We start from the raw sequence: 21,580 nt of genomic DNA, 5'->3' as shown, positions 1-21,580 counted from the left end.
CTGTTCTTATGCGACGCTGTTATGCGCGTTTTCCGCTGACGCTGACGGGACCCAGCGGATACTTGACGTTGTGCGTGTCCACCCATTCGGTGAAGGCGGCGCGGGCGCCAGGGAAGCCGATCGCCACCCATGCCTTCATGTCCTTGTTGCCGCCGTACATAGGGTCGGCCAGATAGCCGTTCTTGGCGTCGCCCAGCAACTGCCCGAAGAACGACGACGCCTTCAGCGCCGGCTCGCCCAGCTCGGCGAAGCTGATCTCGTTCTTTTGCAGCGCGGTCAGCAGCGCATCCTTGTCGGCGTCCGGCAGTTGCTCGAACTGCTTGCCGTACTTTTGCCTGGCATATTGCTGCGACAGCTTGATGCCGGCGCGGTAGCTCTGCTGCGGCGTCAGCGTGCCCTGGAAGCCCAGCGTCGGCGCCGGATTTTCCGGGTGCGGACCATCCATGTAGACGTCATCGCCCAGGCCGTTATGCAGTTGCTGGTCGATGAACACCGGCACGTTGGTTTCCAGCGCGCCAGGGCCACGGCCTTCGGCCGGGATCAGGCGGTCGCAGGCGGCCATGATGAATTGCCATTCCGGCGCCGAGAAAAACACCGGCTGGTACTGGCTGAGTTGGACATTTTCCAGGCCGTCGGCGTGTGCCTGGCGGACCAGAGGGATGGATGCGATAGGAACGGCCGCTGCAGTGGCCATGAGAATAGTCCGTCGCGAGGGACTGAATTTGCCTGAGGACATAGGTAGCGAATGATGAGTTTTGGGGAGGAAAGCACCCGGTAGCAAGCGGCTGCAGCGGGCGTAAAAACTTGATATAGCGCAAAAACTTAAGGCAGTTTAAAACAGTTTTATTACACAGTCAAACTATTCATTGCTAAATATATGGCCTGACCACGTAACAATTGGCCTGACCAATTAGCGGCGAGACTATACCAGAATGTAGCGGAAACAAAAGGGCCCGGTCACCCTGCATGGGAGTGGACCGGGCCTCGTGCTTTAGGCGGAGGGAGGGCTAACGCGCGGTGACAGTGACCGGAATGGAAGCGGCGGCGCTGGCGCCATTGCTGTCGGTGGCCACCACTTTCAGCGTGTAGCTGCCGACTTTCGGCGCCGCCCAGGTGGCGGTGATCTGCATGCCATTGACCTGGAAAGTCATGCCCAGCGGTGCACCGGAAATGCTGACCGACACCGACTTGCTGGTCGCATCGCTGATGCTGATGGTGCCGCTCAGCGCGCGGTTGGCCACGCCCGTCATGGCGCTGGCCTTGATAACCGGGCCGCCGCTGGCGGTGGTGGTGGTCGTAGTGGTGGTGGTGTTGGAGCTGCTGCTGGCCGCAGCAATCACCACGGTGATAACGCCCGAACCGCTGAGGCCGTTCACGCTGTCCTTGGCGGTGATGGTGACGCTATACGTGCCCACCACCGGCGCAGCCCAGCTGACCACGCCAGCGCTGCTGATGCTCATGCCCGACGGCGCGCCGGACAGCGCATACGTCACCGCATTGCTGGCCGTGACCGGCGCGGTAAAGCTCAGCGCCGTGCCGGCCTTGCCGTTGATGGTGGCGGCCGTCACGACCGGCGCCGTCTGCACGGTCAGGCCGGACAAGGTCGACAGCAGCGCGTCGCCGTTCGGCGTGCCGAGGCCGGTGGCCTGGTCGTAACCGGTTTCACCGCTGCACGCCGAGCAGGTGCCGTGGCTGCCGCTGGTGATGTCCTTGAACACGCTGGCGTACGTACCGGCCACGGTGGAGATATTGGTGTACAGCGCCGCATGTGGTGCAGCCAGCGCGGCCTTGCCATTAACCGCGCGCAACGCATTGGCAATGGCCACCAGGCCAGCCCATTGCGGCGTCGCCAGGCTGGTGCCGCCGACGCTGGTCCACTTCACCGTGCTGCTGCCGGAAGCGATCACCGCCACATACTGGCCGCTGTTCGGATCGGCATTGAAGGCCACGTCCGCCACAGTGCGGCGGCTGGTGGTGCCCATGCCCGGCACGGCGCTGCTCTGATACGCCGGCGTTGCCACATAGGCGCTGACGCCGCCGCCGGTGCTCGACCACACCACTTCCGAACGCGCGCCCGCGCCGCCATAGGTCAGCGTGGTGCCGCCGACCGCCAGCACTTTGGACGACACCGATGGCCAGGCCACGCCCGCGCCCGAGTCCCCGGTCGCGGCGAGATAGGTCATATTGGCGGCGGAGAACACGCTATCGACCGAGCTGGTGCTGCTGGTTTCGCTACCGCCAAAGCTCATCGACACCACGCCCGCGCCGAGGTTGTTGGCCAGGCGCACGCCGCCCAGCAGATCGCTGTAACTGGCGCTGGCCGATTCGATCAGTACGATGCGCGCCAATGGCGCGGTGGCGTGCGCCCACTGCACATCAAGCGCGATCTCGGTGGCCCAGCCGGAATCATAGGTTGGCGCGGTGGCGGTCATGCCGCCGCTGGACGTGCTGTAGACAATCGACAATTCGCAAGCGCTGCTGGATGCGCTCGCCAACGGCAGGCTGGCGTTGGTGGCAATGGTCCTGGTGGTGCAGGCCGGCAGGCCGAATTTGCTGTTGAAGGCCGACAGCTCGGCAGCCACGTTCGGGTTATGCATGGCGTCGACGATGTAGATGGTCTGGCCGGCGCCCAGTTGTGCCGCTTGCGTTGCGCTCAGGTTGCTGTAGCTGCCGGGCAGCGCCGGCAAGCCATACGCGGCACGGATTTGCGCCGGCGTGTAGGTGACCACCGTGGTGGCAGTCGCCAGCGGCGTCGCCGATGAGCTATCGCTGTCGCTGCTGCGGTTGGCCTGGGCGACGCGCAACGAATCCAGCGTCAGCTGGCGCGTGTTGAGGCGGCGGAACGCGGTCGGCACGGTTTGCGTATGCACCGCCGTTTGCGCATCGGCCGGTGTATCCAGCAGCACCGGCGCCATGTGGAACGAAGGCTGCGCAAATTGCGTCGCATCGGACGGCGTCAGCTCGCCGTCGTCAAGTTGCAGGATGGTGGAAGCCGTCGCCAGCGGCGCCGCTGAAGTGGTTTCGGAAGCAGTATCATTGCTGCTACCGCAAGCACTTAACAGCGCGGCGATGGCAAGCATCAGGGAAGTACGTGAAAATTTAGGCATGACGATCTCGCATGTGAGAGGGTCAGCAGATGCTATCAAATTCCCATGCGGAAATATTTACAGCCTGACTATAAGCTGCGTAAAGTTGCGTAAAGGGAGGGTGTTTAGTCAGCCTGTGCTCCTGCATCCAGCAGGAAATCGCGCAGCAGGCGGGCGCTCGGGCCGATGCGTTGCGAATGCACCAGGTAGATTTCCAGCGGCGCGGTCTGCGCTTCCGGCAGCACGTGGACCAGTTCTCCCGTTGCCAGCAGCGACGCCGCGTCATACGCTGGCAGACGGGCGATGCCTTCGCCGGCCAGCACGAAAGCCAGGCGCGCGGCGGCGCTGTCGGTGACCACATCGCCCTTTACCGGAATCTGCATCTCCTTGCCATCGATGCGCACCGTGGCGGCGCGCTGCGTCGGCGGATAGATCACCCAGCGATGCTGCTCCAGTTCATCCACTGCGGACGGCGCGCGGTAGCGGCGCAAATACGCCGGCGAAGCGCACAACATGGTCGGCTCGCGCACCAACCGCCGCGCCACCAGCGATGAATCCGCCAGCGGGCCGGCGCGCACCGCCAGCTCTATCCCTTGCTGCACCAGATCGACATTGGCGTCATTCATCGCCACATGCACACGTATCGCCGGATAGCGGCGGCGGAACTCCAGCAGCGCCGGCATGATGCGCTTGCTGCCGAAGTGATGCGAACAGGTGATGCGCACCTCGCCGCGCGGCTCGGCCCGCAGCAATTCCATGCCCCGGATGCCATCGTTGGCCTCATCCAGCAAGCGCTCGCAATGCACGCGGAACGCCTCGCCGGCCGGCGTCAGGCTGAAGCTGCGGGTGCTGCGCTGCGCCAGCGGCACGCCCAGCTTGGCCTCCAGCGTGCGGACGTGATGACTGACCACGGCGCGCGTCAGTCCCAGCGCGCGGGCACCGGCAGCGAAACTGCCACTGCGCACCACGGTGGCGAAGATGGCCATGGCGCGCAGTTCATCAAGTATTGGCGAAGGATTACTCATGATTGGCTCAAATAATTTGACACTGAGTCATCATAGCAGTATCTACCGCCGCCTGGCCGATGCGCCTATAGTTACCTCAACCCCGCGACATTACGGGATTCTTTCAAACCACAGGAGCTTATCATGAGCATCAAACACGTACTGTTTATTTTGACAAACGCTGCAGAGATTGGCCCGAACAAACGTCCCACCGGTTATTTCTTCCCTGAAGTCGCGCACCCGGTCGAGGTGTTCGAACAAGCCGGCATCGCTGTCGAATACGCGTCGCCAATGGGCGGCGCCATCCCGGAAGACGGCTACGACGGCGCCGACCCGGCGCAACTGGCCTTCCGCAACAGCGCCGCGATTCGCCGCCTGAACCATAGCCGCAAGCTGGCAGAAGTCGATGTGCGCGACTATGACGCCATCTTCTTCCCTGGCGGCCTCGGCCCGATGGTCGACATCGCCCATGATCCCGACGTCAAACGCGCCGTGGTCAGCGCCTGGGAAGCCGGCAAGATCGTTGCCGCCGTCTGCCACGGCCCGGCAGCCTTCCTCGGCGTCAAGCTGGAAGATGGCACGCCACTGGTGCACGGCCGCAAGCTGACCTCGTTCTCGAATGACGAAGAAGCCGGCTACGCCCAGGCCGACGTACCGTTCAATCTGGAAACCGCGCTGCGCGAAGAAGGCGCGATCTACGCCTCGGCCGATGTGTGGCAGGAAAAGGTCGTGGTCGACGGCCGCCTGATGACTGGCCAGAACCCCGCCTCGGGCGGCGCGCTGGCCAAGGAAATCGTCAAAGCCCTGCAAGGAGCAGCAGCATGAGCGCCGGCGGCATCACCGTCGTCGCCCGCTGGCAGCCGGTGGACGGCAAGCTGGGCGAGGTGCTGGCGATCGTGGCGGAAATGCGTCCCAAGTCGCTGGCCGAAGCTGGCTGCCTCGGCTACGAAGCCTACCGGGGCGTCGATCAGCCTCACAGTGTGCTACTACTGGAGCACTACCGCGACGAAGCGGCACTGGAAGCGCATCGCCAGTCCGAGCACTACCAGTCGCTGGTGATCGGTCGCGCCCTGCCGCTGCTGGCGGACCGCCAGGTCGAGATCCTGCAGCTGCGCGCCTGAGTAGCGAAGCCCCGCCGCACACGCCGTGCGACGGGGCCCTGGCCAAAAAGGCGTATAGTCTCCCAACAATACTTTGTATAAGAGACCGCCATGAAAACGTCTGCATTGAAAACCGCTGTCGCAATCGTCTTCGCACTTACTGCGGGCAGCGTCGCCGCCGAAGCCAACGTCAGCTACATCAACGCGACCGAGATGACCGATGTGCCGCGCCATTACAAGGACCTGGAAACGATGGAGTACAACTTCACCGAACACCTGAACAAGTTGTCCGGGCAGCTTCCAGCCGGCCAGGTGCTGAAAGTGGAGTTCCTCGATATCGACCTGGCGGGCGATGTCTTCCCCCGCGTCCCGGTGCGCGATATCCGCGTCACCAAAGGCCAGGCCGACTGGCCACGCATCCACCTGCGCTACAGCATCGAACAGGACGGCAAGGTTATCAGCAGCGGCGAGAAAAAACTGGCCGACCCGAATTACCAGATGGGCTTCAATATGTACCAGCAAGACCTGTACGGCTACGAGAAGCAGATGCTCGACAACTGGTTCCGCAAGGAGATCTTGCCGGCGAAGTGAAGGCGCTCAGCGCGTACCGGCCACCGTGGGGATTTTCTTGAATTCCAGGTTCCTGGCCTCATCAACGACGACCTGAAATCCAAGCACGTCATTATTCTTGCCGCGCTTGAACTGAACGCCTGCCATAAAGCTTTTATCCCCGTAGAACACATCCTTTTTGACCGGTTTCAGCTTGATCTGCCCAACGCGTATATTGCTGGCGGTTAGTATCCCGTTGTGCTCTTCGAGCACGAAAGAAGAATTGAGCTCGTCACTATAGAAAACGCCGGCAAACTGCGCCAGTTCGGTCCTGGTGTACTGCGCTGGAATATGCGGTTCAAAAATAATCGGATCGCTGCCACTCATGGAAAAATGCATATTCTGCCCTACAAATTTGATGTGGTAATGGTCATCCCCGTCTATCTGCATCTGGAACAGCGTCTCGTCCAACGGAATTAAAACCCGTTCAGTTCCTTCCACTCTGCTGTAGTGCAGAACGCCGTTTTTGACATACGCTTTTGCCGGGATGCCGCGTTCCTTGTTCCAATAATTTCCTTCGAATTTCTTCAGCTGCTCGGGAGGCAAGGCCACACGTTTGATTTTGCTGTAATCGATCGTCTCTTCCTCAAGGAAATCATTCTTTAACAGCGTTGCCGCCAGGCGCATGCCATAACTTCCGTTGTAAGCCAATCCCGAACTGAGGACGATGACGGTGATCTCTTGTGCCGGGAAACGGAAAATGGAACTCGCGTAGCCGCCGAAACTGCCAAGCTGGTAGATCTTGGCAATGCCCCTCTCCTTGCCGGCATGCTGCTGGCCGTAGATCGAGATGCTGGAGATATCTCTGATCACCACACCACTATCCAGCTTGATCGGCCGGTCGAGTCTGCTTGCCTCGGCGCGCGACAAGACATGGGATCGCCAGGTCGCCAGGTCTTTAATCGATGCATACAGATTGACCGGACCGGCGGCGCTGCTACTGCCATAGTCCAGCTTGTACACGCCCTTGCCCGCATCCCGATACGGCACCGCCACATTGCCCAGCACTGTCTGGTCATCGTAGACAAACAGCGTATTCGTCATGCCCAGGGGCTCAAAGATATGCGTCTTGCAGAACGCGTCGAATGATTGCCCCGACACGGCTTCCACAATGTTCGCCAGCAGTATCAGCCTGGTATTGCCGCCAGGTGAAAACTCAGTCCCCGGGCGGAAATTCAAGGACTTCTGCCGCTTTACCAGCTGCATGACGGCCTGTTGCTGGCCCGCTGTTTTCGATTCCCATCCCGCCAGCGACCTCAACACCTTGTAGCCATAGATGCCATCCGTTGAACTCAACAAATGATTGATCGTGACCTGATGGTCGAACACGGGCAACTCCGGCAGGTATTTTCGGATATCGTCATCCAGCCGTATTTTTCCCTGGTCTTCCAGCAGCAGCGTGGCATAGGCAATAAACTCCCAGGCCAGCGTGTCCACCTGAAACTTGGTATCGACGGTGGCAGCCGCCTTGTATTCAAGATTGGCGCTGCCAAAAGATTTTTGATAAATGACTTTATCTTTCTTCAGCAAAGCGACTGCTACGGCTGGCTTGTCGGGCGAGTTGACATCGGTAAAGATGTTGTCGAAGGCCTGCACATCATTGGCACGTGCCGTGAAAGGCAACAGCACCAGGCAGCCAATCAGGAGAAACTTGTTATGCACTTTCATGGCTGATTCCCCTTCAGCGTATCGATGACTTTTTGGGCGACAGCAGCGGTAGCAGAAGGGTCCTGGCCAGTGACGATATGACCGTCCGTAACGACGAAGTTGCTTGCCCACGTTTTGGCGTAGACAAAATTGCCGCCATTCCTGGTGATTTCTTTATCGATCGAGAACGGGAAGGCTTTGTAATACGCAGCTTCCGTGTCTTCAAACATGTCGGGGAAGCCGGTGATTTTTTTGTTCGCGACGATGGAGGAACCATCCTTATTTTTTACATTGACTATGCCTGCCGTGCCATGACAGATGGCGGATACAACGCCGCCCTTGGCGTAGATGGCGGAGGCCAGATTCTGGATATCGATGTTGTCGGCGACGCCGAACATGGCCGAGCCACCGCCACTGTAATAGACCGCCTGGTAGTCGGCAGCGTTGATGCTCTCCGGCTTGCGCGTCGTTTTGAGCTGGTGCATGAACTCGGCGTTATACAGATAGCCCTTCTGCGTCTTGTCCGATGTTTCGATATAACCTAGCGGAATGGCGCCACCGTCAGGGCTGACAAAGTCCACCGCATAGCCATTTTTTGTGAATACGTCATAGGCGATGCTTATCTCTTGAAAATGATTGGCCGCGTTGATTTTGGTATTGCCGTAGGTATCCTTGTTTGAGGTAACAAAAAGGATTTTGCCTTGCCTCTGGGGCGCTGCTTTCCAGGTATAACTCTTCTGCACGATTTTCCATTGATTCTGGTATTTCACCAGCAGGAAGTAATCCGTGTAGAGCCTGAAACCCGGCATCAGTATCTCTACCTTTGCCGTCGCCACTGTACCCTCCAGATCGATGGACAGGATACGTCCGATGCGGTTGATTTTCTCGCCCGGTTTTATATCCGCAATATATTGTTCGCCGGAGCGTATCAATAACTTGCCGGCAGCATCGACCGCATATAGTTTGAAATCGGGATGAAACGCGTTTTTTAGCCTGCCGGGATCGCCATTTGCCGTGCCTTCCATATAGTCCGTTAATGTGTGGCTGATCTGACTTGTATCATCCGCTCTGGCGGGAGCAAGACAGAATAAAAACACCATACCAAGGAAGACGCGCCAGAAGCTATATTGAGTCATACATTATCCTAAGCTTTACCTTTTTTCCGAAGGCATGTACGGTGGCCGGCGCGAAGTGCGCTGCCGGATACCAGCTTAGGATGAGTGTCGGCGTCCATGGTCGAAAACCATAATTCCGGACTCCGGATAGATGATTCCGGAGCGGATTGCCGCTCTAGGACGCGGCTTGTTCGGCCATGAACGCAGACCGGTAGCTGGCAGGCGTCTGACCCGTAATTTTTTTGAACGCAGCAAAGAAAGTGGAATTGGAATTAAAACCACTGCGTTCGGCCACCAGTTCCATGTTCAGGTGAGCATCGCTGACCAGCAGGCTCTTGGCATGCTGAATACGGAACTCATTGATATAGAGATTGAAGCTCTTTCCGGAATTTTCATTGATTACCTGAGAAATCGTCGTTTGAAGATTGCCCACCTTCTTGGCCAGCAACGCCAGGCTCAACACTGGATTCAGGTATAGCTGCTGTTCACGCATGACTTTATCCAGTGCTTCCAGCAATGCAGCGGCGTCTTTCTCATTCAGTTTTCTATTCTGATACTTCTCTTTTTTCTCGTTTTGCAAAAAATACGACAAGATGGTCAGGTGAATCGAGAAAGTAAACGACAATGCACCGACGATATACGAAGTAAACGCCGTGCTGACATAAGCGATCAATATTAAGAAACTGCCGAAATAAGCGCTGAATAAAAGCGGCTTTTGGCGGAAGCTGGATAACAGGGCACGTGATCTCCACAGCTGCCAGCCCGCCAGCAATAAATAGAAGAACCAGTAGGCATGAATGCCACAAACGAAGTAATACCAGCTACCCGGATATTTAGCATAAGGGAAAACGATTCCTGCAACGATGAGAACCAATGTCAGCAACAGATGCTTGTGCCAGTGCCGGCTTGGGGCACGCTGTGCAAGATCCGCAAGGCTGCTATGCACATACAGATAAGTCAGTGGCCCGATCAGCAAGCAGGCCGATAAACCAAACTTCAAAAACTCCACTGCGAGATCGGGATTGAAATAATAAACAGTCGATTTGAAGGTTCGGATACTTATCGCCAGCAACAAAGCACCCAACAAGCTGTTCCCCAGGCGATTCGACCGGCGGCTGAAAAGATACAACGCCAGGAAAATCCCGTTGACGGCGCCCAGGGCGCTAAAGAGAAATAGTAGTTGGCTTGAGATCATGGGAAAATTTGTGAGGCAAGAAAAAAGCCCGTCACAGCAACGTGCACGGGCTTTTTTTAAAGTTCAGCTGCGAAACCGATCAGAACGGAATATCGTCATCCATATCCGAGAAATTCGGCGCTGGACGCGGAGCCGGGCGTGGTGCCGGGGCCGGTGGCGCCATTTGCGGGCGCGGGGCCGGAGCCTGGCGCTGTGGTGGGGCTTCGTAGCCACCGCCACCGCCGTAACCGCTGTCGTCGCCGCCAGCGTCGCCGCCCATGCCGGCGCGACCGCCCAGCATCTGCATGTTTTCAGCGATGATGTCGGTTGCGTACTTTTCTACGCCATCCTTGTCGGTGTACTTGCGGGTCTGCAGGCGGCCTTCGACGTAGACCGACGAGCCTTTTTTCAGGTACTGGCCGACGATTTCCGCCAGACGGCCGAAGAACGAAATACGGTGCCACTCGGTCAGCTCTTTCTGCTCACCGGTATTGCGGTCTTTCGATTTGTAAGAAGTCGCCACTGCGATGTTGGCGATCGCATCACCGCTAGGCATGTAGCGAATTTCCGGATCGCGACCCAGATTGCCGACGATGATGACTTTGTTGACTGATGCCATTTTATTAAAACTCCAATGTGATCGGCGAAAGTAGAAGTTTAGCTCACTTTTGGCCTGATACCCCGAATTCTGTGTGCGCCGCCTTGTGGCAACTCAAACCTCGGGCTCGCCAGCTTGGTGGAACACCAGGTCCTCAACCTTCTTGCCGTTGCACAGGTGGTCTTCGATGATGCGGTCCATATTCTCCGGCGTAACGTTGTAGTACCACGTGCCATCCGGCTGCACGCACATCACCGGGCCACCCTTGCAGGCCGCAAAGCAGCTGACACGGCTGCGCTTGACGCGCAACGGGCCTTCGTTCAGACCGGCCGCCTTGAACTTGTCGCCCAGGCTGTCGAACAGCGCTTGCGAGGCGCCGTCCTGGCTGCAACGCGGGCCGGTGCAGATCAGGATGTGACGGTAGTAGTTGCCGATTTTCGGCTTGACGACGGCTTCAGTCATGCTTCGCTCTCCTCGCTGGCGACGGCCTCGGCTTCCACCGGTTCGGCCAAAGTGTCGCGGATGTAGTCAGCCGGCAGGCGATGACGCGCCGCCAGCGTTTCGATGCTGTCGCCGGCAGCGTGTTCGGCTTGCAGCGTTTCCAGCCAGCCCAGCAGGCCGGTCGACAGCGAACGGCCCGCCTTCTCGCCGTCGCGCGTGGCGCCGCCCTCTTCCATGTCGTACTTGTTGGCGTAGCCGCGCGGCGTGACCATCAGGCCATGTCGCACGAAGGTATTGCTATTGCCGATCAGGACGGTGCTGAGCATACCGATGTCCGCTTCGGCCATCGTGTCCAGCGTGGTGAAGACGATGTTCTGACGGCGGCGATAACCACTCTTGACGATGGCCACCGGCGTATCCGGGCGGCGATGGCGCAGGAACAGGCGCTGTGCCTCGACGATCTGGCGCGTGCGGCGACCGCTTTTCGGGTTGTACAGCGCGACCACGAAATCGGCCATGGCCACCGCATCCAGGCGGCGTGCGATGGTCGGCCACGGCGTCAGCAAGTCGGACAGCGAGATGGCGCAGAAGTCGTGCGTCAACGGCGCGCCAACCAGCGCGGCGCAGCTGTTCAGCGCCGAGGCGCCGGGAATGATCTCGACCTGCACCGCATCATCCGGCGTCCAGCCGGCCTGGAACAGCACCTCGTAGGTCGGGCCGGCCATGCCGTAGACACCGGCGTCGCCCGACGAAATCAGCGCCACCTTCTTGCCGGCGCGCGCCGCTTCCAGCGCGCTGACGGCGCGGTCCAGTTCTTCGGTCATCGATTTGCGGATGATCTCTTTGCCTTCGATGAGGTCCGCCACCAGCTTGATATAGGTGACGTAGCCGATCACGACGTCCGATTCTGCAATGGCGTCGCGCGCGCGCTGCGTCATATGTTCAACCGCGCCGGGACCGATCCCGACCAGCATGATTTTTCCTGCTACGCTCATGGTGTTTTCCTTGCGATGGAGACGGTGGCATTGCGGCCGTGGGCTCCTTTGAGTTTATGTTTTTCGACGACCAGCGCGGTCATCGGCGTATTTGGCCCTGCGGCCAGCAATGCTGCTGCTTCGCTGACCGATGGCGTGCCGGTGTACTTGCGCACGGTTTCGGATGGATGCGGCACTTCCACCGCCGCCAGTTGGTGCGCTTCGTAGAAGTGCAGCGGCCAGCCGTTTTCCTCGGCCAGCGCGAGCAGTGCTACTTCGTCCTTCTTCAGCGTGATGCTGGCGGCGGCCACCACTTGGTCGGCACGCACGCCGGCTGATGCCAGTGCGGCTTGCAGCGCTTCGCGCACCGTCTCCAGCAGCACGCCGCGATCGCAGCCCAGGCCGACGGTGTATTGATCGCTCATGCTTCCACTGGTGGGCGGTAGACCACCAGGCGTTCTTTCAATGCAGTCCAGCGCTCTTCAGGCACATCGGCGTGCGTCACCCACAACAGCGCGGCGTAGCGGTCCAGCGGCACTTCATCGAAGTGTGTGAACCGGTGGATGTTTTCGGGCAGCGGTGTTGGACGCGTCCACCAATCAGGGCTGCCAGCTTCCTGCACGAAGGCGATCGGTTCGCCGTTGACCACGTGCGCGGAGACGCGCGTGATGTTGATCTTCGGCGCCTCCACCTTCCAACCGAGGTGGCGTCCCAGAATATCGACGGGAATCGTGCGGCCGACGTCGGATGCGGTGGTCAGCACCGGCGCGGCACCCAGCAGATCGGCCACCCGTTCGCTCCATTCATTTGCGCCGCCGACGTGGCCGGACAACACAGGAATGACGTACTGGCCCGCGTCATCAACCACGATGATGCCTGGGTCTTCGTCCTTGCTGCGCAGGTGCGGCGCGATCAGGCGCACCACGGCGCCCAGCGAGACGAAGAAGATGATCTGATCATAGCCTTCGAACAGCGGTGCGATTTCGTCGCGCAGCGCGCCATCGTAGGCACGCACGGTGTTGCTGACTTCAGCAAAGGTCGCGGCGAATTTGGCCGAGGTGCAGATGTTCGCTTCCGGCAGGTCGGCGGCCAGGCGCGCGGCCTGTGCGGCGCCGTGTTTGGTGATGGCGACCAGGCATACGCGCGGTGCCGGCTGATTGGTGGTGATGCTCATGCGGTCTCCAGAGGTAAAGGTTGCGGGCCGTCCTTGCGCAGGCAGCCCTTGATGCGTTCACCGCGGATGCGGTGCGCGTGTTTGATAATCAGCAGCGACAGGTAACTGACCTTGGTGCCGCGCAGTTCGAGAATATCGTTGCCGCTGTAGCGGCGTTCGTCCGGTGCGCCGACGCGTTCGATGAAGTGGGCGCCGGCCAGCAGTTCGCGGCGCTCCATCCAGTTGATGAGGTCATCGAGGATGGGCTTCACCTTCATCAGCACCAGCGTGTCGAAATCCGGCAGCAGGCGGTCGACTGCGCTGACACCGTAGGCGGCGGGTACGATGGCGACCGTGTCGTCCTGTTCGGAGAACGGCACTGGCACTTGCGCGCACGCGGCGGTGAACGAGTTGACGCCAGCGATGATCTGCACCGGTACTTGCGCGTCGATGGCACTGACGGTGCGCGCGAGGTGGCCAAAGGTGGCGTAGGTGCTGGCGTCGCCTTCGACCAGGAACAGCACGTCGCGGCCTTCGTTCAGCCATGGCAGCACGGTTTCGGCGGCTTTCAGCCATGCGCGGCCCAGCTTCTCGCCGTCATGCGTCATCGGGAACAGCAGTTGCGTGTGGTGCTCCGGCGGCGTAACGCCGGCACGCTGCACGATATCGAAGGCGTAGCTTGGCGTCTTTCCGCTACGCGCTGGATAGACCCAGATGGTGTCGCGACGTTGCAGCGCTTGCCACGCGGCGCGCGTGATGAGGCCAGGATCGCCGGGGCCAAGCGAGATGCCCCACAAGGTGCCGGGCTTAGTCATCGCTGGCCTCCCTGCGCGCGCAGACGATCCATACCGGATTCTCGGCGGCCATGCGGTGCATATGCAGTATCGGCTTGCTGCGCGCGGCTTGCAGTTGCAGCACGTCCCAGCTGACGCCTTCCATCGCTTGCAGTGTGGCCGTGGCGGTGGCCAGGTTTTCCAGCGTGACGAAGTTCATCACCAGCGTGCCGTTCGCGCGCAGGCGCTTGATGATGCCGTCGATCAGGCCTGCCAGTTCGCCACCGGAGCCGCCGATGAACACCGCATCGGGATCGGGCCACGCGTCCAGCCCTTCCGGCGCTTTGCCGAGGAACAGGCTGTAGTTGCTGACGCCGAAAGCGGCGTGATTCTGGCCGGCGATGGCGTAATCGGCATCGTTCTTTTCGGTGGCGTAGACGTGGCCTTGCGGACAAAGGCGCGCAGCCTCCAGTCCGACCGAGCCGGAACCGGCGCCGATATCCCACACCACGCTGTCCGCGCGAAGCTGCATGCGCGCCAGGCTGACGGCGCGCACTTCCTGTTTGGTGATCAGGCCTTTCTCCGGCTGGCGTTGCACGAATTCGGCGTCGGCCAGGCCGAAACGCACCGGGCGCTTGGCTGGCGTAACGCGCCACAGCAGCACGACGTTGAGTGCGGCGAATGTCATCCCGGCTGCTTCTTGCGGTGTGAGTTCGGCCAGTACACGTTCCTCCGGTTGCAGCAGGTTTTCCGCTACCGCCATCAGGAAGTCGTCGCCCTGCCCTTCAGCCAGCAGCAGGCGCGCGATGCGGTCGGGCGAGTTGTCCGGGCTGGTGAGGATTAGCAGGCGTGCGTGCTGGCGCGTAGCTTGCGCCAACGCGTACAGGCCATGCGTCGGCGTGGCGCCACGCTGCCATTCGCCGGCGTCCTTGGCGTGCACGGAGACGATGCGCGCGTCCTGCCATGCGAGGCCGATGCGTGCACACGCCAGCTGCAACGTCGACAGGTTGGGCAGGATGTCCAGCGCTTCCACGCACAGGTGCTGCGCCAGATACGGGGCAATCCCATGGCACAGCGGGTCGCCGGTGGCCAGCACCACGCAGCACAGGTTGTCGGCACGCGCTGCGCGTACCCATTCCGGCACTTCTTTGAGTTTGCCGGTGAGGTCATGGCGCACGGCGCCTTCCTTGAACTCGCGCTCCAGCAGCGCCAGCGTGCGTGCGCCGCCGATAATGACATCCGCATTGCGCAGCAGCGCCAGCGCGGTGCCGCTCAAGCTGGCAATGCCATCATCAAGCACGCCGATCACGCGGCAGGGATTGGGATCTTTGATTTCCATTCTTTAGGCTTCCGGTAAATGATCGATGCCGATGCGGCCAGCGCTGGCGGGACGTTCTTGCGGTTCGGCGGGTGCGGACCAGACGTCGGCAACCTGCACGCCGCTGAAGTCGCACACCAGCACCCGCAGTTGGAACTTTCGGCCGTAGCGGTCCGGCGCTGTCAGCGTGTCAATGGCGGCTTGGGCCAGCGCGTGGTGGAAGGCGTCGCCCAGACCACGTTCCACCATCAGTTCCGCACCGAAGCGCGCGGTCTCGGCGGCGGCCATGGCGGCGCAGTCTTCTTCGCTGGCGCCGATGCGGCGGCCAATTTCCGCCACCAGGTCGGTATCGACTTCGCTGCGGTTGGCATGGGTGATGGTTTCGCCTTGGGCGATCTTGGTCAGCTTGCCGACCATGACTGCCATCACCACCAGCTCGATGCCCTGTGCCACCACTTCATCCAATGCGTAGCGCAGGAAGTCGCCCATCTGCACGAAGCAGGCGGCCGGCAGTTCCGGGCGTTCGGCGCGCAGCGTGGTCATGGCGAAGGTTTCGGTGCGGCCGCCGGTAGTCAGCGCCACCAGGTTGTGGCCCGAGGTGGAGGCAACCTGGATGCCCTGCACCACGCTGGCACGCCACGCGGCTGTGGAGTAAGGCTTGACGATGCCGGTGGTGCCGAGAATGCTGATGCCACCGAGGATGCCAAGGCGTGCGTTGGTGGTTTTCTTTGCCATCACTTGGCCGTCCGGCACGCTGATGGTGACTTCGATGCCGTGTTCGTCCAGCAGCGCCGGCGCGGCTTCGCGCAGGTTGTCGGCGATGTTTTTTCGCGGGACAGGGTTGATGGCCGGGCCGCCCACTTCGAGGCCAAGGCCTTTCATGGTAACGGTGCCAACGCCATCGCCTGCCACGTAGGCGACTTCACCGGCCTGGCCGGGCAGCAGGCGCAGGTCGACCGTCATGTGGGCGCCGTCGGTGCAGTCCGGATCGTCACCGGCGAATTTGATGACCATGGCGTGTGCGCGGTCGTTTTCGCATTGGCCGTCGTGGATGGCGAACGTCACCCGGCTACCGTTGGGTAGCAGGCTTTCGATTTCTTCCGGCACGCGTCCATAGGCGAGTCCCAGCACCGCCGCGCGGGCGGCGGCGGCGGCACAGGCGCCGGTGGTGAAGCCGGTACGGGTGCCTTTTTCGGCAGCCGTTTTTTCTTTCATGGCTGCGCCTTTTGACGGGCTTCGGCCAACGCCAGCAGCGCGTGCAGCGCGGCGACAACCAGCGTGGAACCGCCTTTGCGGCCACGGATGACGATCCACGGCACTTCGGTGAGTTCGGCCATCAGGTCTTTGGATTCGGCGGCGGAGACGAAACCTACCGGCATGCCGACCACCAGCGCTGGCTTGGCGCCTTCTTCACGGATCAGGCGAACCAGTTCGATCAGGGCGGTCGGGGCGTTGCCGATGCCGACGATGGCGCCATTCAGCAAGCCTTTGCGGTGGGCTTTGCGCATGGCTTGCACGGCGCGCGTGGTGTCTTCGGCTTTGGCGGTTTCGATGACGTCGGCGTCGCTGATGAACTGGTGGGTCTTCATGCCGAAGTGGCCGAGGCGTGGCTGCGACAGGCCGGAGCAGATCATTTCGACGTCGGCGACAACTGGCGTGCCGCCTTTCAGCATGGCCTGGATGCCGGCGTCTACTGCGTCTGCATGGAAGTCGGTCAGGCCGTTGAAGTCGAAGTCAGCGTTGGCGTGGATCATGCGGCGCACGATCGGCCATTGGGCTTCGCTATAGGCGTGCGCGCCGACTTCGGCATCGATGATGGCAAAGCTGTCGTGTTCAATGACCTGGCCGGCGCGGGTGAGCTGCTCGGTGACGGTGTTCACGGTGCTCATGCTGGTTGGCCTTTCGCGTGATCGTGATGCGCGTGGTCGTGGCCATGCGTGTTGTCGTGGCCGTGCGCGTGCGCGTGGTCGTGGTCATGAGCGTGGTCGTGGTCATGAGCGTGGTCGTGGCCTTGTGCGTGGTCGTGGCCATGCGCGTGATCGTGGCCATGCGCGTGGTCATGATCGTGCGCGTGGTTATGGCCTTGCGCGGCTTCGGCCTCGGCGTGGGCGTGGCCGTGATCATGGGTGTGGGCGTGCGAGTGACCGTGACCCAGGTCATGGGCGATTTCGCGGTAGCTGCAACCATCGCATGGCAGGCGGCTATCCGGCACGCCGGCGCGCAGGTCTTCGACGCGCTGGTCCATCAACTCGAAGATTTCTTTCTCGAAGCCGAAATGCTCGCCGCAGGCAAAGCGGATCTGCGGGTACTGCAAGCGCAGGTGCTCCACCTGACGATGAATGCGCTGCATCAGCGTGCCGGTGTACAGGTAGTACGGCAGCACGACAATCTGACGCATGCCCAGCAGCACCTGGCGCTGCACAACCTTTTCCAGTCGCGGCCAGGTGATGCCGGTGAACGCCAGATCAACCAGCTCATGATCGCCTTCCTCCATCAGCCAGCGCGCCATCTTGGCCATCTCGCCATTGGCGCCGCGATCGGACGAGCCACGGCCCAGCATCACCACGCCGGTGGTGGTTGGATCAGGCATGTCCAGTGCGTTCATCAACTTGCGCAGACGGCGCTTCAGGATCGCCAGAATCGGATCGCACGCCGTCAGGTGCGGTGCCAGCAGAATCTCGGTTTGCGGACACGCGGCGCGCGCCTGTTCGATCGCTTCAGGAATCTCCATCTTCACATGGCCGGCCGCGTTCAGGATCAGCGGCACCACCAGCACGCGGCTGGACGTCTGCGCGGCTTTCAGCAAGGCGGCGTTCATCTCCGGCGGTGCGAACTCGATAAAGCACAACTCAATGCGCCAGTCGGGACGGCGCGCACGCCACTGCTCGGTGAATTCGCGGATCTCCTGGTTGCCGGAATCCTCGCGGGAACCGTGGCCGACGATCAGGATGGTGTCGAAGTTAGCTGGGTTCATGCGGTCGCCTTTCTGAAACGATGGGTAAATGTTGGGTCATACAATTTGGAGCGCGCCAGGGTTTCCCAGTGCAGCGCGCCCAGTGTGGGGCTGGCGACGATCATCGCCTGGCTCGCAATACCGGCCTCCCGGCATTTCTGTTTGATGTCCGCCAGCGTGCCGCGAACGATTTTCTGCTCGCCCGGCCAGCTGGCCTTGTGCACCACCATCATTGGCGCATCTTCCGGCCAGCCGGCGGTACGCAAGGCGGTTTCCACCTTGTGCATCAGGGTGATCGACAGGAAGATGCAGATGGTGGTGCGGTGCGCCGCCAGGCTGGCGAGGTCTTCGCCTTCCGGCATCGGCGTGCGGCCTTCGACACGCGTAAGGATCACGGTTTGCGTCACTTCCGGCAGCGTCATGGATTCGCCGGCCGCGGCCATCGAGGCCATGGCGGACGAAACGCCCGGCACCACGGACCATTCGATGCCGGCATCGGTCAGCGGGCGGGCGAGTTCGATCAGTGCGCCATACAGCGCCGGGTCGCCGGTTTGCAGACGCACTACGGTCTCGTGGCGGCTGGCCTGGTCGATCAGCCATGCGGTCATGTCTTCCAGCGTCATGTCCTTGGAGTCGCGGATGGCGCAGCCGAGCGGCGCGTACAGCGTGACGGCATGGTCAACCAGCGAGCCGGCGAACAGCACGGCGCCAGCCTGCGACAGCAGCTTCTGGCCTTTGACGGTGATGAGTTCCGGGTCGCCGGGTCCGGCGCCGACAAACCAGATTTTTCCAAAGGTGGTCATGCGATAGTTACTCCTGAATGTTTGAGTGCGCGCAGTTGGTCAAGCAGGGCATCGATGCTGCGCGGCGCCGGGCCGCCTTGCAGCACGCCGAGACTGACCAGTTCTGCGTGCAGTGCGATGGCGGCTGGCGGGCGTTGTCCTGCTGCGTGCAGCGTGTCGGCTTGGGCGGCCAGTTGTTGCGCGGGACCGGAGGCGATGCAGCGGCCGGCTGACATGATGTGGATGTCGTCGGCCCAGCGCAGGGCGAAGTCGATGTCGTGCGTCGACAGCAGCACGGTGGTGCCGTTCGCGGCGAGGCGGTCCAGCAATACGGTCAGTTCCGTCTGCATCGGGGCGTCCAGACCAGCCATGGGTTCGTCGAGCAGCAGCACTTCCGGTTCCATGGCGAGAACGCCGGCGATGCAGACGCGTTTCTTCTGGCCGAAGCTGAGCTGGTGCACCGCGCGGCGGGCGTGCGCGCGCAGGCCTACCGCATCCAATGCGGTGGCGACGCGGTGGCGTACTTCGTCTTCGCCAAGGCCGAGGTTCAGGGGGCCGAAGGAGACGTCTTCTTCTACCAGCGCGGAGAACAGTTGCCGGTCGGGGTTCTGAAACACCAGGCCCACGCGGCTGCGCAGCGCGGTGAGACCTTTGCGGCCGTAGTCGAACGGCTGGCCGTCGTAGTGCAGCGTGCCGGTGCCTGGACGCAGCAGGCCGTTGAGGTGTTGCAGGACCGTGGTTTTGCCGGCGCCGTTGGCGCCCAGCAGGGCGTAGCGGCGGCCGCGTTGCAGCGTGAGGTGGCAGTCTTGCAGGCCGATGCTGCCGTCCGGGTAGGTGTAGCTGACGTTGCGTAGTTCGAGGAGCGCGCTCACAGACGGTCTCCTAGGGCGATGGCGAACATCAGGCAGCCAGCCAGTGCAGCGATGGCTTGCTGGCGTTGCGCTTGCGGATAGTCGGTAGGCAGGAAGCGCAGCATGCCCTGGTAGGCGCGGGCGTCGGCGGCGATTTGCAGGGCAGCGGCGCGCTGCCAGACCTGGACTGCCATCTGGCCGGCCAGCAGCCCGGTCGAGCGCCAGGCTTGCCGCCAGCCGCGATAGCCGAGGCGCGCGGTTTGGGCGGTGATACTTTCATCCCAGGCCTGGCGCAGCACGAACAGCATGCGGTAGCACAGCACCATCAGGTCGAGCAGCAGTTCCGGCGTGTGCAGGCGACGCAGCAGCGCGAGCAGGTGTGGCAGCGGCGTGGTGAGGATCAGGCCTAGCAAAGCAGCCAGCATGGCCAGCGAGCGCAGGGCGGTATGCTGGATGGTTGGCAGCATGGCGGTGGTCCAGTGCCATTGGCCGGTTTCGTTCGGGCCGAACAGCATGGTCAGGCAGGAGAGCAGCAGGAAGCCGAGTGGCGGCAGGGCGATGGTGATGTAGCTGCGCAGCGGGACGCGGGCGGCCAGCAAAGCGGTCAGCATCAGGACGGCGGCCAGCGTGGCCAGCGCGGCAGGACTTTGGGCCAGCCAGGACGCGACGATGCCGGCGACTGCGAACAGCGCCTTCGCCGACGGCGCGACATCGCGCCACCGGCTTGCATAGGCCGCCGTCTCAATCAGCACGGCGATCCTGGCGGAGCGCGGCGGCGGACGCCGACGAACCGTGGTCCGCGCCGGCGACGTGGGCGCTGGCGGCAACGTGGCTGCTCGCGGCGGCGTGGCTGCTGGCGGTGGCGTGGCTGCTGGCGGTGGCGTGGGCTAGTGCGGCGGCCACTTCGCGGCGGGAGCGGTCGCGGGCGACGGAGAGGCCGAGCCAGTAGCCGATGACGCCGGCGCCGATGGCCGCTTGCAGCGCGAACAGCAGCGAGGCGATTTCGCCGCTGGCTGGTTCGAACACCGGCTTGAACCACGGCTCGTAGCCCGGCGCGATATCGCCGATGGCCTGCTGCGCGCGTGCGTCGGCGCCACCGAAGACTTCGGGTGCTTCGGCGCCCGGCAAGGCGGGCGGCGCGCTGACCAGCAGCAGCGGCAGCACGGTGATCAGCACCACGGCCAGCGCCAGCATCCAGTTACGCACCTTCATGCCGCCTCCTTGCGCGCGCCAATTGCCATCACCGGCAGCGCGCGCAATTCGTGCGCATTGAAGCGCACCATGGCGTTCACCACCAGTACCGTCAGCAGACCTTCACTGATCGCGATCGGCACCTGCGTCAACGCGAAGATGCCGGCAAACTTGGCGAACGATACGCCAAAGCCCCCCACAGCCGCCGGAAACGCCAGCGCCAGCTGCAAGGATGTGGTGACATACGTCGCCAGATCGCCCAGGCACGCTGCCAGAAACACCGACACGGAACGCGACAAGCCCATGCCCGCCGCCGCACGCAGCACACCGTAGGACACGAACGGGCCGACAATCGCCATCGAAAATACGTTTGCACCGAGCGTGGTCAAACCGCCGTGCGCCATCAACAGCGCCTGGAACAGCAGCACCACAAAGCCCACCGGCACCATGGCCGCCGGGCCGAACAAGGCCGCACCCAGGCCAACCCCGGTGGGATGCGAACAACTACCCGTCACCGACGGCAGTTTTAACGCGGACAGCAGAAACGCGAACGCCGCCGCCACGCCCAGCAGCATGCGCCGTTCAGGATGGACTTGCAGGTCGCGGCCAATGGAGCGCAAGCCCCAGGCCAGAAAAGGCAAGGAGGCGGCTGCCCACCCCATTGCATGCACGGGCGGCAAAAAGCCTTCCATGATGTGCATTCGAAACCTCCCGTCGAATGGTCTATACGGACACCAGGCGGGAGAGAAGAAGGACGGTCGACGGGAAGATAGATGCAGAGAGCCGGTCGACAGCGGCTTCCCCACCCCGG

The 21,580-nt window shown here is 61.9% G+C and carries 24 protein-coding genes; 3 read left to right on the top strand and 21 right to left on the bottom strand.

The window, feature by feature from the left end; all coding sequences use genetic code 11:
• Positions 1 to 19: 19 nt before the first annotated feature.
• The 3 genes from BLS51_RS25465 to BLS51_RS25455 all read right to left on the bottom strand — a co-directional run bounded on the left by BLS51_RS25465 (position 20) and on the right by BLS51_RS25455 (position 4,111).
• Positions 20 to 694, bottom strand: a complete 675-nt coding sequence (locus BLS51_RS25465) for a gluconate 2-dehydrogenase subunit 3 family protein (RefSeq protein ID WP_373994359.1) — start codon at positions 692 to 694, stop codon at positions 20 to 22.
• Between the two features lie 313 nt (positions 695 to 1,007).
• Positions 1,008 to 3,107, bottom strand: a complete 2,100-nt coding sequence (locus tag BLS51_RS25460; protein WP_229207747.1) for a S53 family peptidase — start codon at positions 3,105 to 3,107, stop codon at positions 1,008 to 1,010.
• A 104-nt stretch (positions 3,108 to 3,211) separates the two neighbouring features.
• A complete protein-coding gene (locus BLS51_RS25455; protein ID WP_090190462.1) occupies positions 3,212 to 4,111 on the bottom strand; it encodes a LysR family transcriptional regulator in 900 nt (299 codons plus the stop codon).
• Between the two features lie 123 nt (positions 4,112 to 4,234).
• Between BLS51_RS25455 and BLS51_RS25450 the strand changes: the two genes are divergently transcribed.
• The 3 genes from BLS51_RS25450 to BLS51_RS25440 all read left to right on the top strand — a co-directional run bounded on the left by BLS51_RS25450 (position 4,235) and on the right by BLS51_RS25440 (position 5,781).
• Complete coding sequence (locus BLS51_RS25450; protein ID WP_090190465.1) at positions 4,235 to 4,915, top strand: type 1 glutamine amidotransferase domain-containing protein; 681 nt, start codon at positions 4,235 to 4,237, stop codon at positions 4,913 to 4,915.
• The gene (locus BLS51_RS25445) at positions 4,912 to 5,211 is read left to right on the top strand and encodes a putative quinol monooxygenase (protein WP_090190468.1); all 300 of its coding nucleotides are present in this window, start codon (positions 4,912 to 4,914) and stop codon (positions 5,209 to 5,211) included. Before BLS51_RS25450 ends, BLS51_RS25445 begins: the two co-directional genes overlap by 4 nt.
• Positions 5,212 to 5,301: 90 nt before the next feature.
• Positions 5,302 to 5,781, top strand: coding sequence for a DUF3016 domain-containing protein (locus tag BLS51_RS25440; protein WP_090190471.1), 480 nt, complete (start codon positions 5,302 to 5,304; stop codon positions 5,779 to 5,781).
• 6 nt (positions 5,782 to 5,787) lie between these two features.
• Here BLS51_RS25440 and BLS51_RS25435 read toward each other — a convergent pair whose 3' ends face one another.
• From BLS51_RS25435 to BLS51_RS25350, 18 genes are all read right to left on the bottom strand, one after another.
• Entirely contained in the window at positions 5,788 to 7,467 is a 1,680-nt protein-coding gene (locus BLS51_RS25435; RefSeq protein WP_090190474.1) for a serine hydrolase domain-containing protein, read from the bottom strand.
• Positions 7,464 to 8,582 carry a nuclear transport factor 2 family protein gene (locus BLS51_RS29845; RefSeq protein WP_139169170.1) on the bottom strand — a complete coding sequence of 373 codons (1,119 nt, stop codon included), beginning with the start codon at positions 8,580 to 8,582 and terminating at the stop codon, positions 7,464 to 7,466. The genes BLS51_RS25435 and BLS51_RS29845 overlap by 4 nt, the downstream gene beginning before the upstream one ends.
• Before the next feature lie 154 nt (positions 8,583 to 8,736).
• On the bottom strand, positions 8,737 to 9,756 hold the full coding sequence (locus BLS51_RS25425; RefSeq protein WP_090190480.1) for a helix-turn-helix domain-containing protein: 1,020 nt from the start codon (positions 9,754 to 9,756) through the stop codon (positions 8,737 to 8,739).
• 79 nt (positions 9,757 to 9,835) lie between these two features.
• Complete coding sequence (gene ssb, locus BLS51_RS25420) at positions 9,836 to 10,354, bottom strand: single-stranded DNA-binding protein (RefSeq protein ID WP_090190482.1); 519 nt, start codon at positions 10,352 to 10,354, stop codon at positions 9,836 to 9,838.
• 93 nt (positions 10,355 to 10,447) lie between these two features.
• The gene (locus BLS51_RS25415) at positions 10,448 to 10,795 is read right to left on the bottom strand and encodes a (2Fe-2S) ferredoxin domain-containing protein (protein ID WP_090190484.1); all 348 of its coding nucleotides are present in this window, start codon (positions 10,793 to 10,795) and stop codon (positions 10,448 to 10,450) included.
• The gene (gene cobJ, locus BLS51_RS25410) at positions 10,792 to 11,769 is read right to left on the bottom strand and encodes a precorrin-3B C(17)-methyltransferase (protein WP_090190486.1); all 978 of its coding nucleotides are present in this window, start codon (positions 11,767 to 11,769) and stop codon (positions 10,792 to 10,794) included. Before cobJ ends, BLS51_RS25415 begins: the two co-directional genes overlap by 4 nt.
• On the bottom strand, positions 11,766 to 12,173 hold the full coding sequence (locus BLS51_RS25405; RefSeq protein WP_090190488.1) for a cobalamin biosynthesis protein: 408 nt from the start codon (positions 12,171 to 12,173) through the stop codon (positions 11,766 to 11,768). The genes cobJ and BLS51_RS25405 overlap by 4 nt, the downstream gene beginning before the upstream one ends.
• A complete protein-coding gene (locus BLS51_RS25400) occupies positions 12,170 to 12,922 on the bottom strand; it encodes a cobalamin biosynthesis central domain-containing protein (RefSeq protein WP_090190491.1) in 753 nt (250 codons plus the stop codon). The genes BLS51_RS25405 and BLS51_RS25400 overlap by 4 nt, the downstream gene beginning before the upstream one ends.
• Complete coding sequence (gene cobI, locus BLS51_RS25395) at positions 12,919 to 13,716, bottom strand: precorrin-2 C(20)-methyltransferase (protein WP_090190495.1); 798 nt, start codon at positions 13,714 to 13,716, stop codon at positions 12,919 to 12,921. Before cobI ends, BLS51_RS25400 begins: the two co-directional genes overlap by 4 nt.
• Complete coding sequence (gene cbiE / locus BLS51_RS25390) at positions 13,709 to 15,013, bottom strand: precorrin-6y C5,15-methyltransferase (decarboxylating) subunit CbiE (RefSeq protein WP_090190497.1); 1,305 nt, start codon at positions 15,011 to 15,013, stop codon at positions 13,709 to 13,711. Before cbiE ends, cobI begins: the two co-directional genes overlap by 8 nt.
• A gap of 3 nt (positions 15,014 to 15,016) precedes the next feature.
• Entirely contained in the window at positions 15,017 to 16,207 is a 1,191-nt protein-coding gene (locus BLS51_RS25385) for a cobalt-precorrin-5B (C(1))-methyltransferase (protein ID WP_090190499.1), read from the bottom strand.
• A complete protein-coding gene (locus BLS51_RS25380) occupies positions 16,204 to 16,881 on the bottom strand; it encodes a precorrin-8X methylmutase (protein ID WP_090190502.1) in 678 nt (225 codons plus the stop codon). The genes BLS51_RS25385 and BLS51_RS25380 overlap by 4 nt, the downstream gene beginning before the upstream one ends.
• Complete coding sequence (locus BLS51_RS25375) at positions 16,878 to 17,966, bottom strand: sirohydrochlorin chelatase (RefSeq protein WP_090190504.1); 1,089 nt, start codon at positions 17,964 to 17,966, stop codon at positions 16,878 to 16,880. The genes BLS51_RS25380 and BLS51_RS25375 overlap by 4 nt, the downstream gene beginning before the upstream one ends.
• A complete protein-coding gene (gene cobM / locus BLS51_RS25370) occupies positions 17,963 to 18,748 on the bottom strand; it encodes a precorrin-4 C(11)-methyltransferase (protein WP_090190507.1) in 786 nt (261 codons plus the stop codon). The genes BLS51_RS25375 and cobM overlap by 4 nt, the downstream gene beginning before the upstream one ends.
• Complete coding sequence (locus BLS51_RS25365; RefSeq protein WP_090190509.1) at positions 18,745 to 19,599, bottom strand: energy-coupling factor ABC transporter ATP-binding protein; 855 nt, start codon at positions 19,597 to 19,599, stop codon at positions 18,745 to 18,747. Before BLS51_RS25365 ends, cobM begins: the two co-directional genes overlap by 4 nt.
• Positions 19,596 to 20,330 carry a cobalt ECF transporter T component CbiQ gene (gene cbiQ / locus BLS51_RS25360; protein ID WP_090190512.1) on the bottom strand — a complete coding sequence of 245 codons (735 nt, stop codon included), beginning with the start codon at positions 20,328 to 20,330 and terminating at the stop codon, positions 19,596 to 19,598. Before cbiQ ends, BLS51_RS25365 begins: the two co-directional genes overlap by 4 nt.
• Positions 20,320 to 20,790, bottom strand: a complete 471-nt coding sequence (locus tag BLS51_RS25355) for an energy-coupling factor ABC transporter substrate-binding protein (RefSeq protein ID WP_090190515.1) — start codon at positions 20,788 to 20,790, stop codon at positions 20,320 to 20,322. Before BLS51_RS25355 ends, cbiQ begins: the two co-directional genes overlap by 11 nt.
• Positions 20,787 to 21,470, bottom strand: coding sequence for an energy-coupling factor ABC transporter permease (locus BLS51_RS25350; RefSeq protein ID WP_090190518.1), 684 nt, complete (start codon positions 21,468 to 21,470; stop codon positions 20,787 to 20,789). Before BLS51_RS25350 ends, BLS51_RS25355 begins: the two co-directional genes overlap by 4 nt.
• Between the last annotated feature and the right edge of the window lie 110 nt (positions 21,471 to 21,580).

Origin of the sequence: Duganella sp. OV510, from assembly GCF_900100205.1 — a bacterium.
GTDB lineage: Bacteria > Pseudomonadota > Gammaproteobacteria > Burkholderiales > Burkholderiaceae_D > Rugamonas.
Note: the sequence above shows the minus strand (reverse complement) of the source record. Positions and strands in the feature narration are given on the sequence as shown.

Excerpts from the sequence above, each read along its gene's own strand:
- ssb (WP_090190482.1), bottom strand. The coding sequence starts at position 10,354 with ATGGCATCAGTCAACAAAGTCATCATCGTCGGCAATCTGGGTCGCGAT.
- BLS51_RS25350 (WP_090190518.1), bottom strand. The coding sequence starts at position 21,470 with ATGCACATCATGGAAGGCTTTTTGCCGCCCGTGCATGCAATGGGGTGG.
- BLS51_RS25400 (WP_090190491.1), bottom strand. The coding sequence starts at position 12,922 with ATGAGCATCACCACCAATCAGCCGGCACCGCGCGTATGCCTGGTCGCC.
- BLS51_RS25460 (WP_229207747.1), bottom strand. The coding sequence starts at position 3,107 with ATGCCTAAATTTTCACGTACTTCCCTGATGCTTGCCATCGCCGCGCTG.
- BLS51_RS25425 (WP_090190480.1), bottom strand. The coding sequence starts at position 9,756 with ATGATCTCAAGCCAACTACTATTTCTCTTTAGCGCCCTGGGCGCCGTC.
- cobI (WP_090190495.1), bottom strand. The coding sequence starts at position 13,716 with ATGACTAAGCCCGGCACCTTGTGGGGCATCTCGCTTGGCCCCGGCGAT.
- cobJ (WP_090190486.1), bottom strand. The coding sequence starts at position 11,769 with ATGAGCGTAGCAGGAAAAATCATGCTGGTCGGGATCGGTCCCGGCGCG.
- BLS51_RS25455 (WP_090190462.1), bottom strand. The coding sequence starts at position 4,111 with ATGAGTAATCCTTCGCCAATACTTGATGAACTGCGCGCCATGGCCATC.
- BLS51_RS25355 (WP_090190515.1), bottom strand. The coding sequence starts at position 20,790 with ATGAAGGTGCGTAACTGGATGCTGGCGCTGGCCGTGGTGCTGATCACC.
- BLS51_RS25380 (WP_090190502.1), bottom strand. The coding sequence starts at position 16,881 with ATGAGCACCGTGAACACCGTCACCGAGCAGCTCACCCGCGCCGGCCAG.
- BLS51_RS25435 (WP_090190474.1), bottom strand. The coding sequence starts at position 7,467 with ATGAAAGTGCATAACAAGTTTCTCCTGATTGGCTGCCTGGTGCTGTTG.
- BLS51_RS25415 (WP_090190484.1), bottom strand. The coding sequence starts at position 10,795 with ATGACTGAAGCCGTCGTCAAGCCGAAAATCGGCAACTACTACCGTCAC.
- BLS51_RS25385 (WP_090190499.1), bottom strand. The coding sequence starts at position 16,207 with ATGAAAGAAAAAACGGCTGCCGAAAAAGGCACCCGTACCGGCTTCACC.
- BLS51_RS25375 (WP_090190504.1), bottom strand. The coding sequence starts at position 17,966 with ATGAACCCAGCTAACTTCGACACCATCCTGATCGTCGGCCACGGTTCC.
- BLS51_RS25465 (WP_373994359.1), bottom strand. The coding sequence starts at position 694 with ATGGCCACTGCAGCGGCCGTTCCTATCGCATCCATCCCTCTGGTCCGC.
- BLS51_RS25405 (WP_090190488.1), bottom strand. The coding sequence starts at position 12,173 with ATGAGCGATCAATACACCGTCGGCCTGGGCTGCGATCGCGGCGTGCTG.
- BLS51_RS29845 (WP_139169170.1), bottom strand. The coding sequence starts at position 8,582 with ATGACTCAATATAGCTTCTGGCGCGTCTTCCTTGGTATGGTGTTTTTA.
- cbiE (WP_090190497.1), bottom strand. The coding sequence starts at position 15,013 with ATGGAAATCAAAGATCCCAATCCCTGCCGCGTGATCGGCGTGCTTGAT.
- BLS51_RS25440 (WP_090190471.1), top strand. The coding sequence starts at position 5,302 with ATGAAAACGTCTGCATTGAAAACCGCTGTCGCAATCGTCTTCGCACTT.
- BLS51_RS25445 (WP_090190468.1), top strand. The coding sequence starts at position 4,912 with ATGAGCGCCGGCGGCATCACCGTCGTCGCCCGCTGGCAGCCGGTGGAC.
- cobM (WP_090190507.1), bottom strand. The coding sequence starts at position 18,748 with ATGACCACCTTTGGAAAAATCTGGTTTGTCGGCGCCGGACCCGGCGAC.
- BLS51_RS25450 (WP_090190465.1), top strand. The coding sequence starts at position 4,235 with ATGAGCATCAAACACGTACTGTTTATTTTGACAAACGCTGCAGAGATT.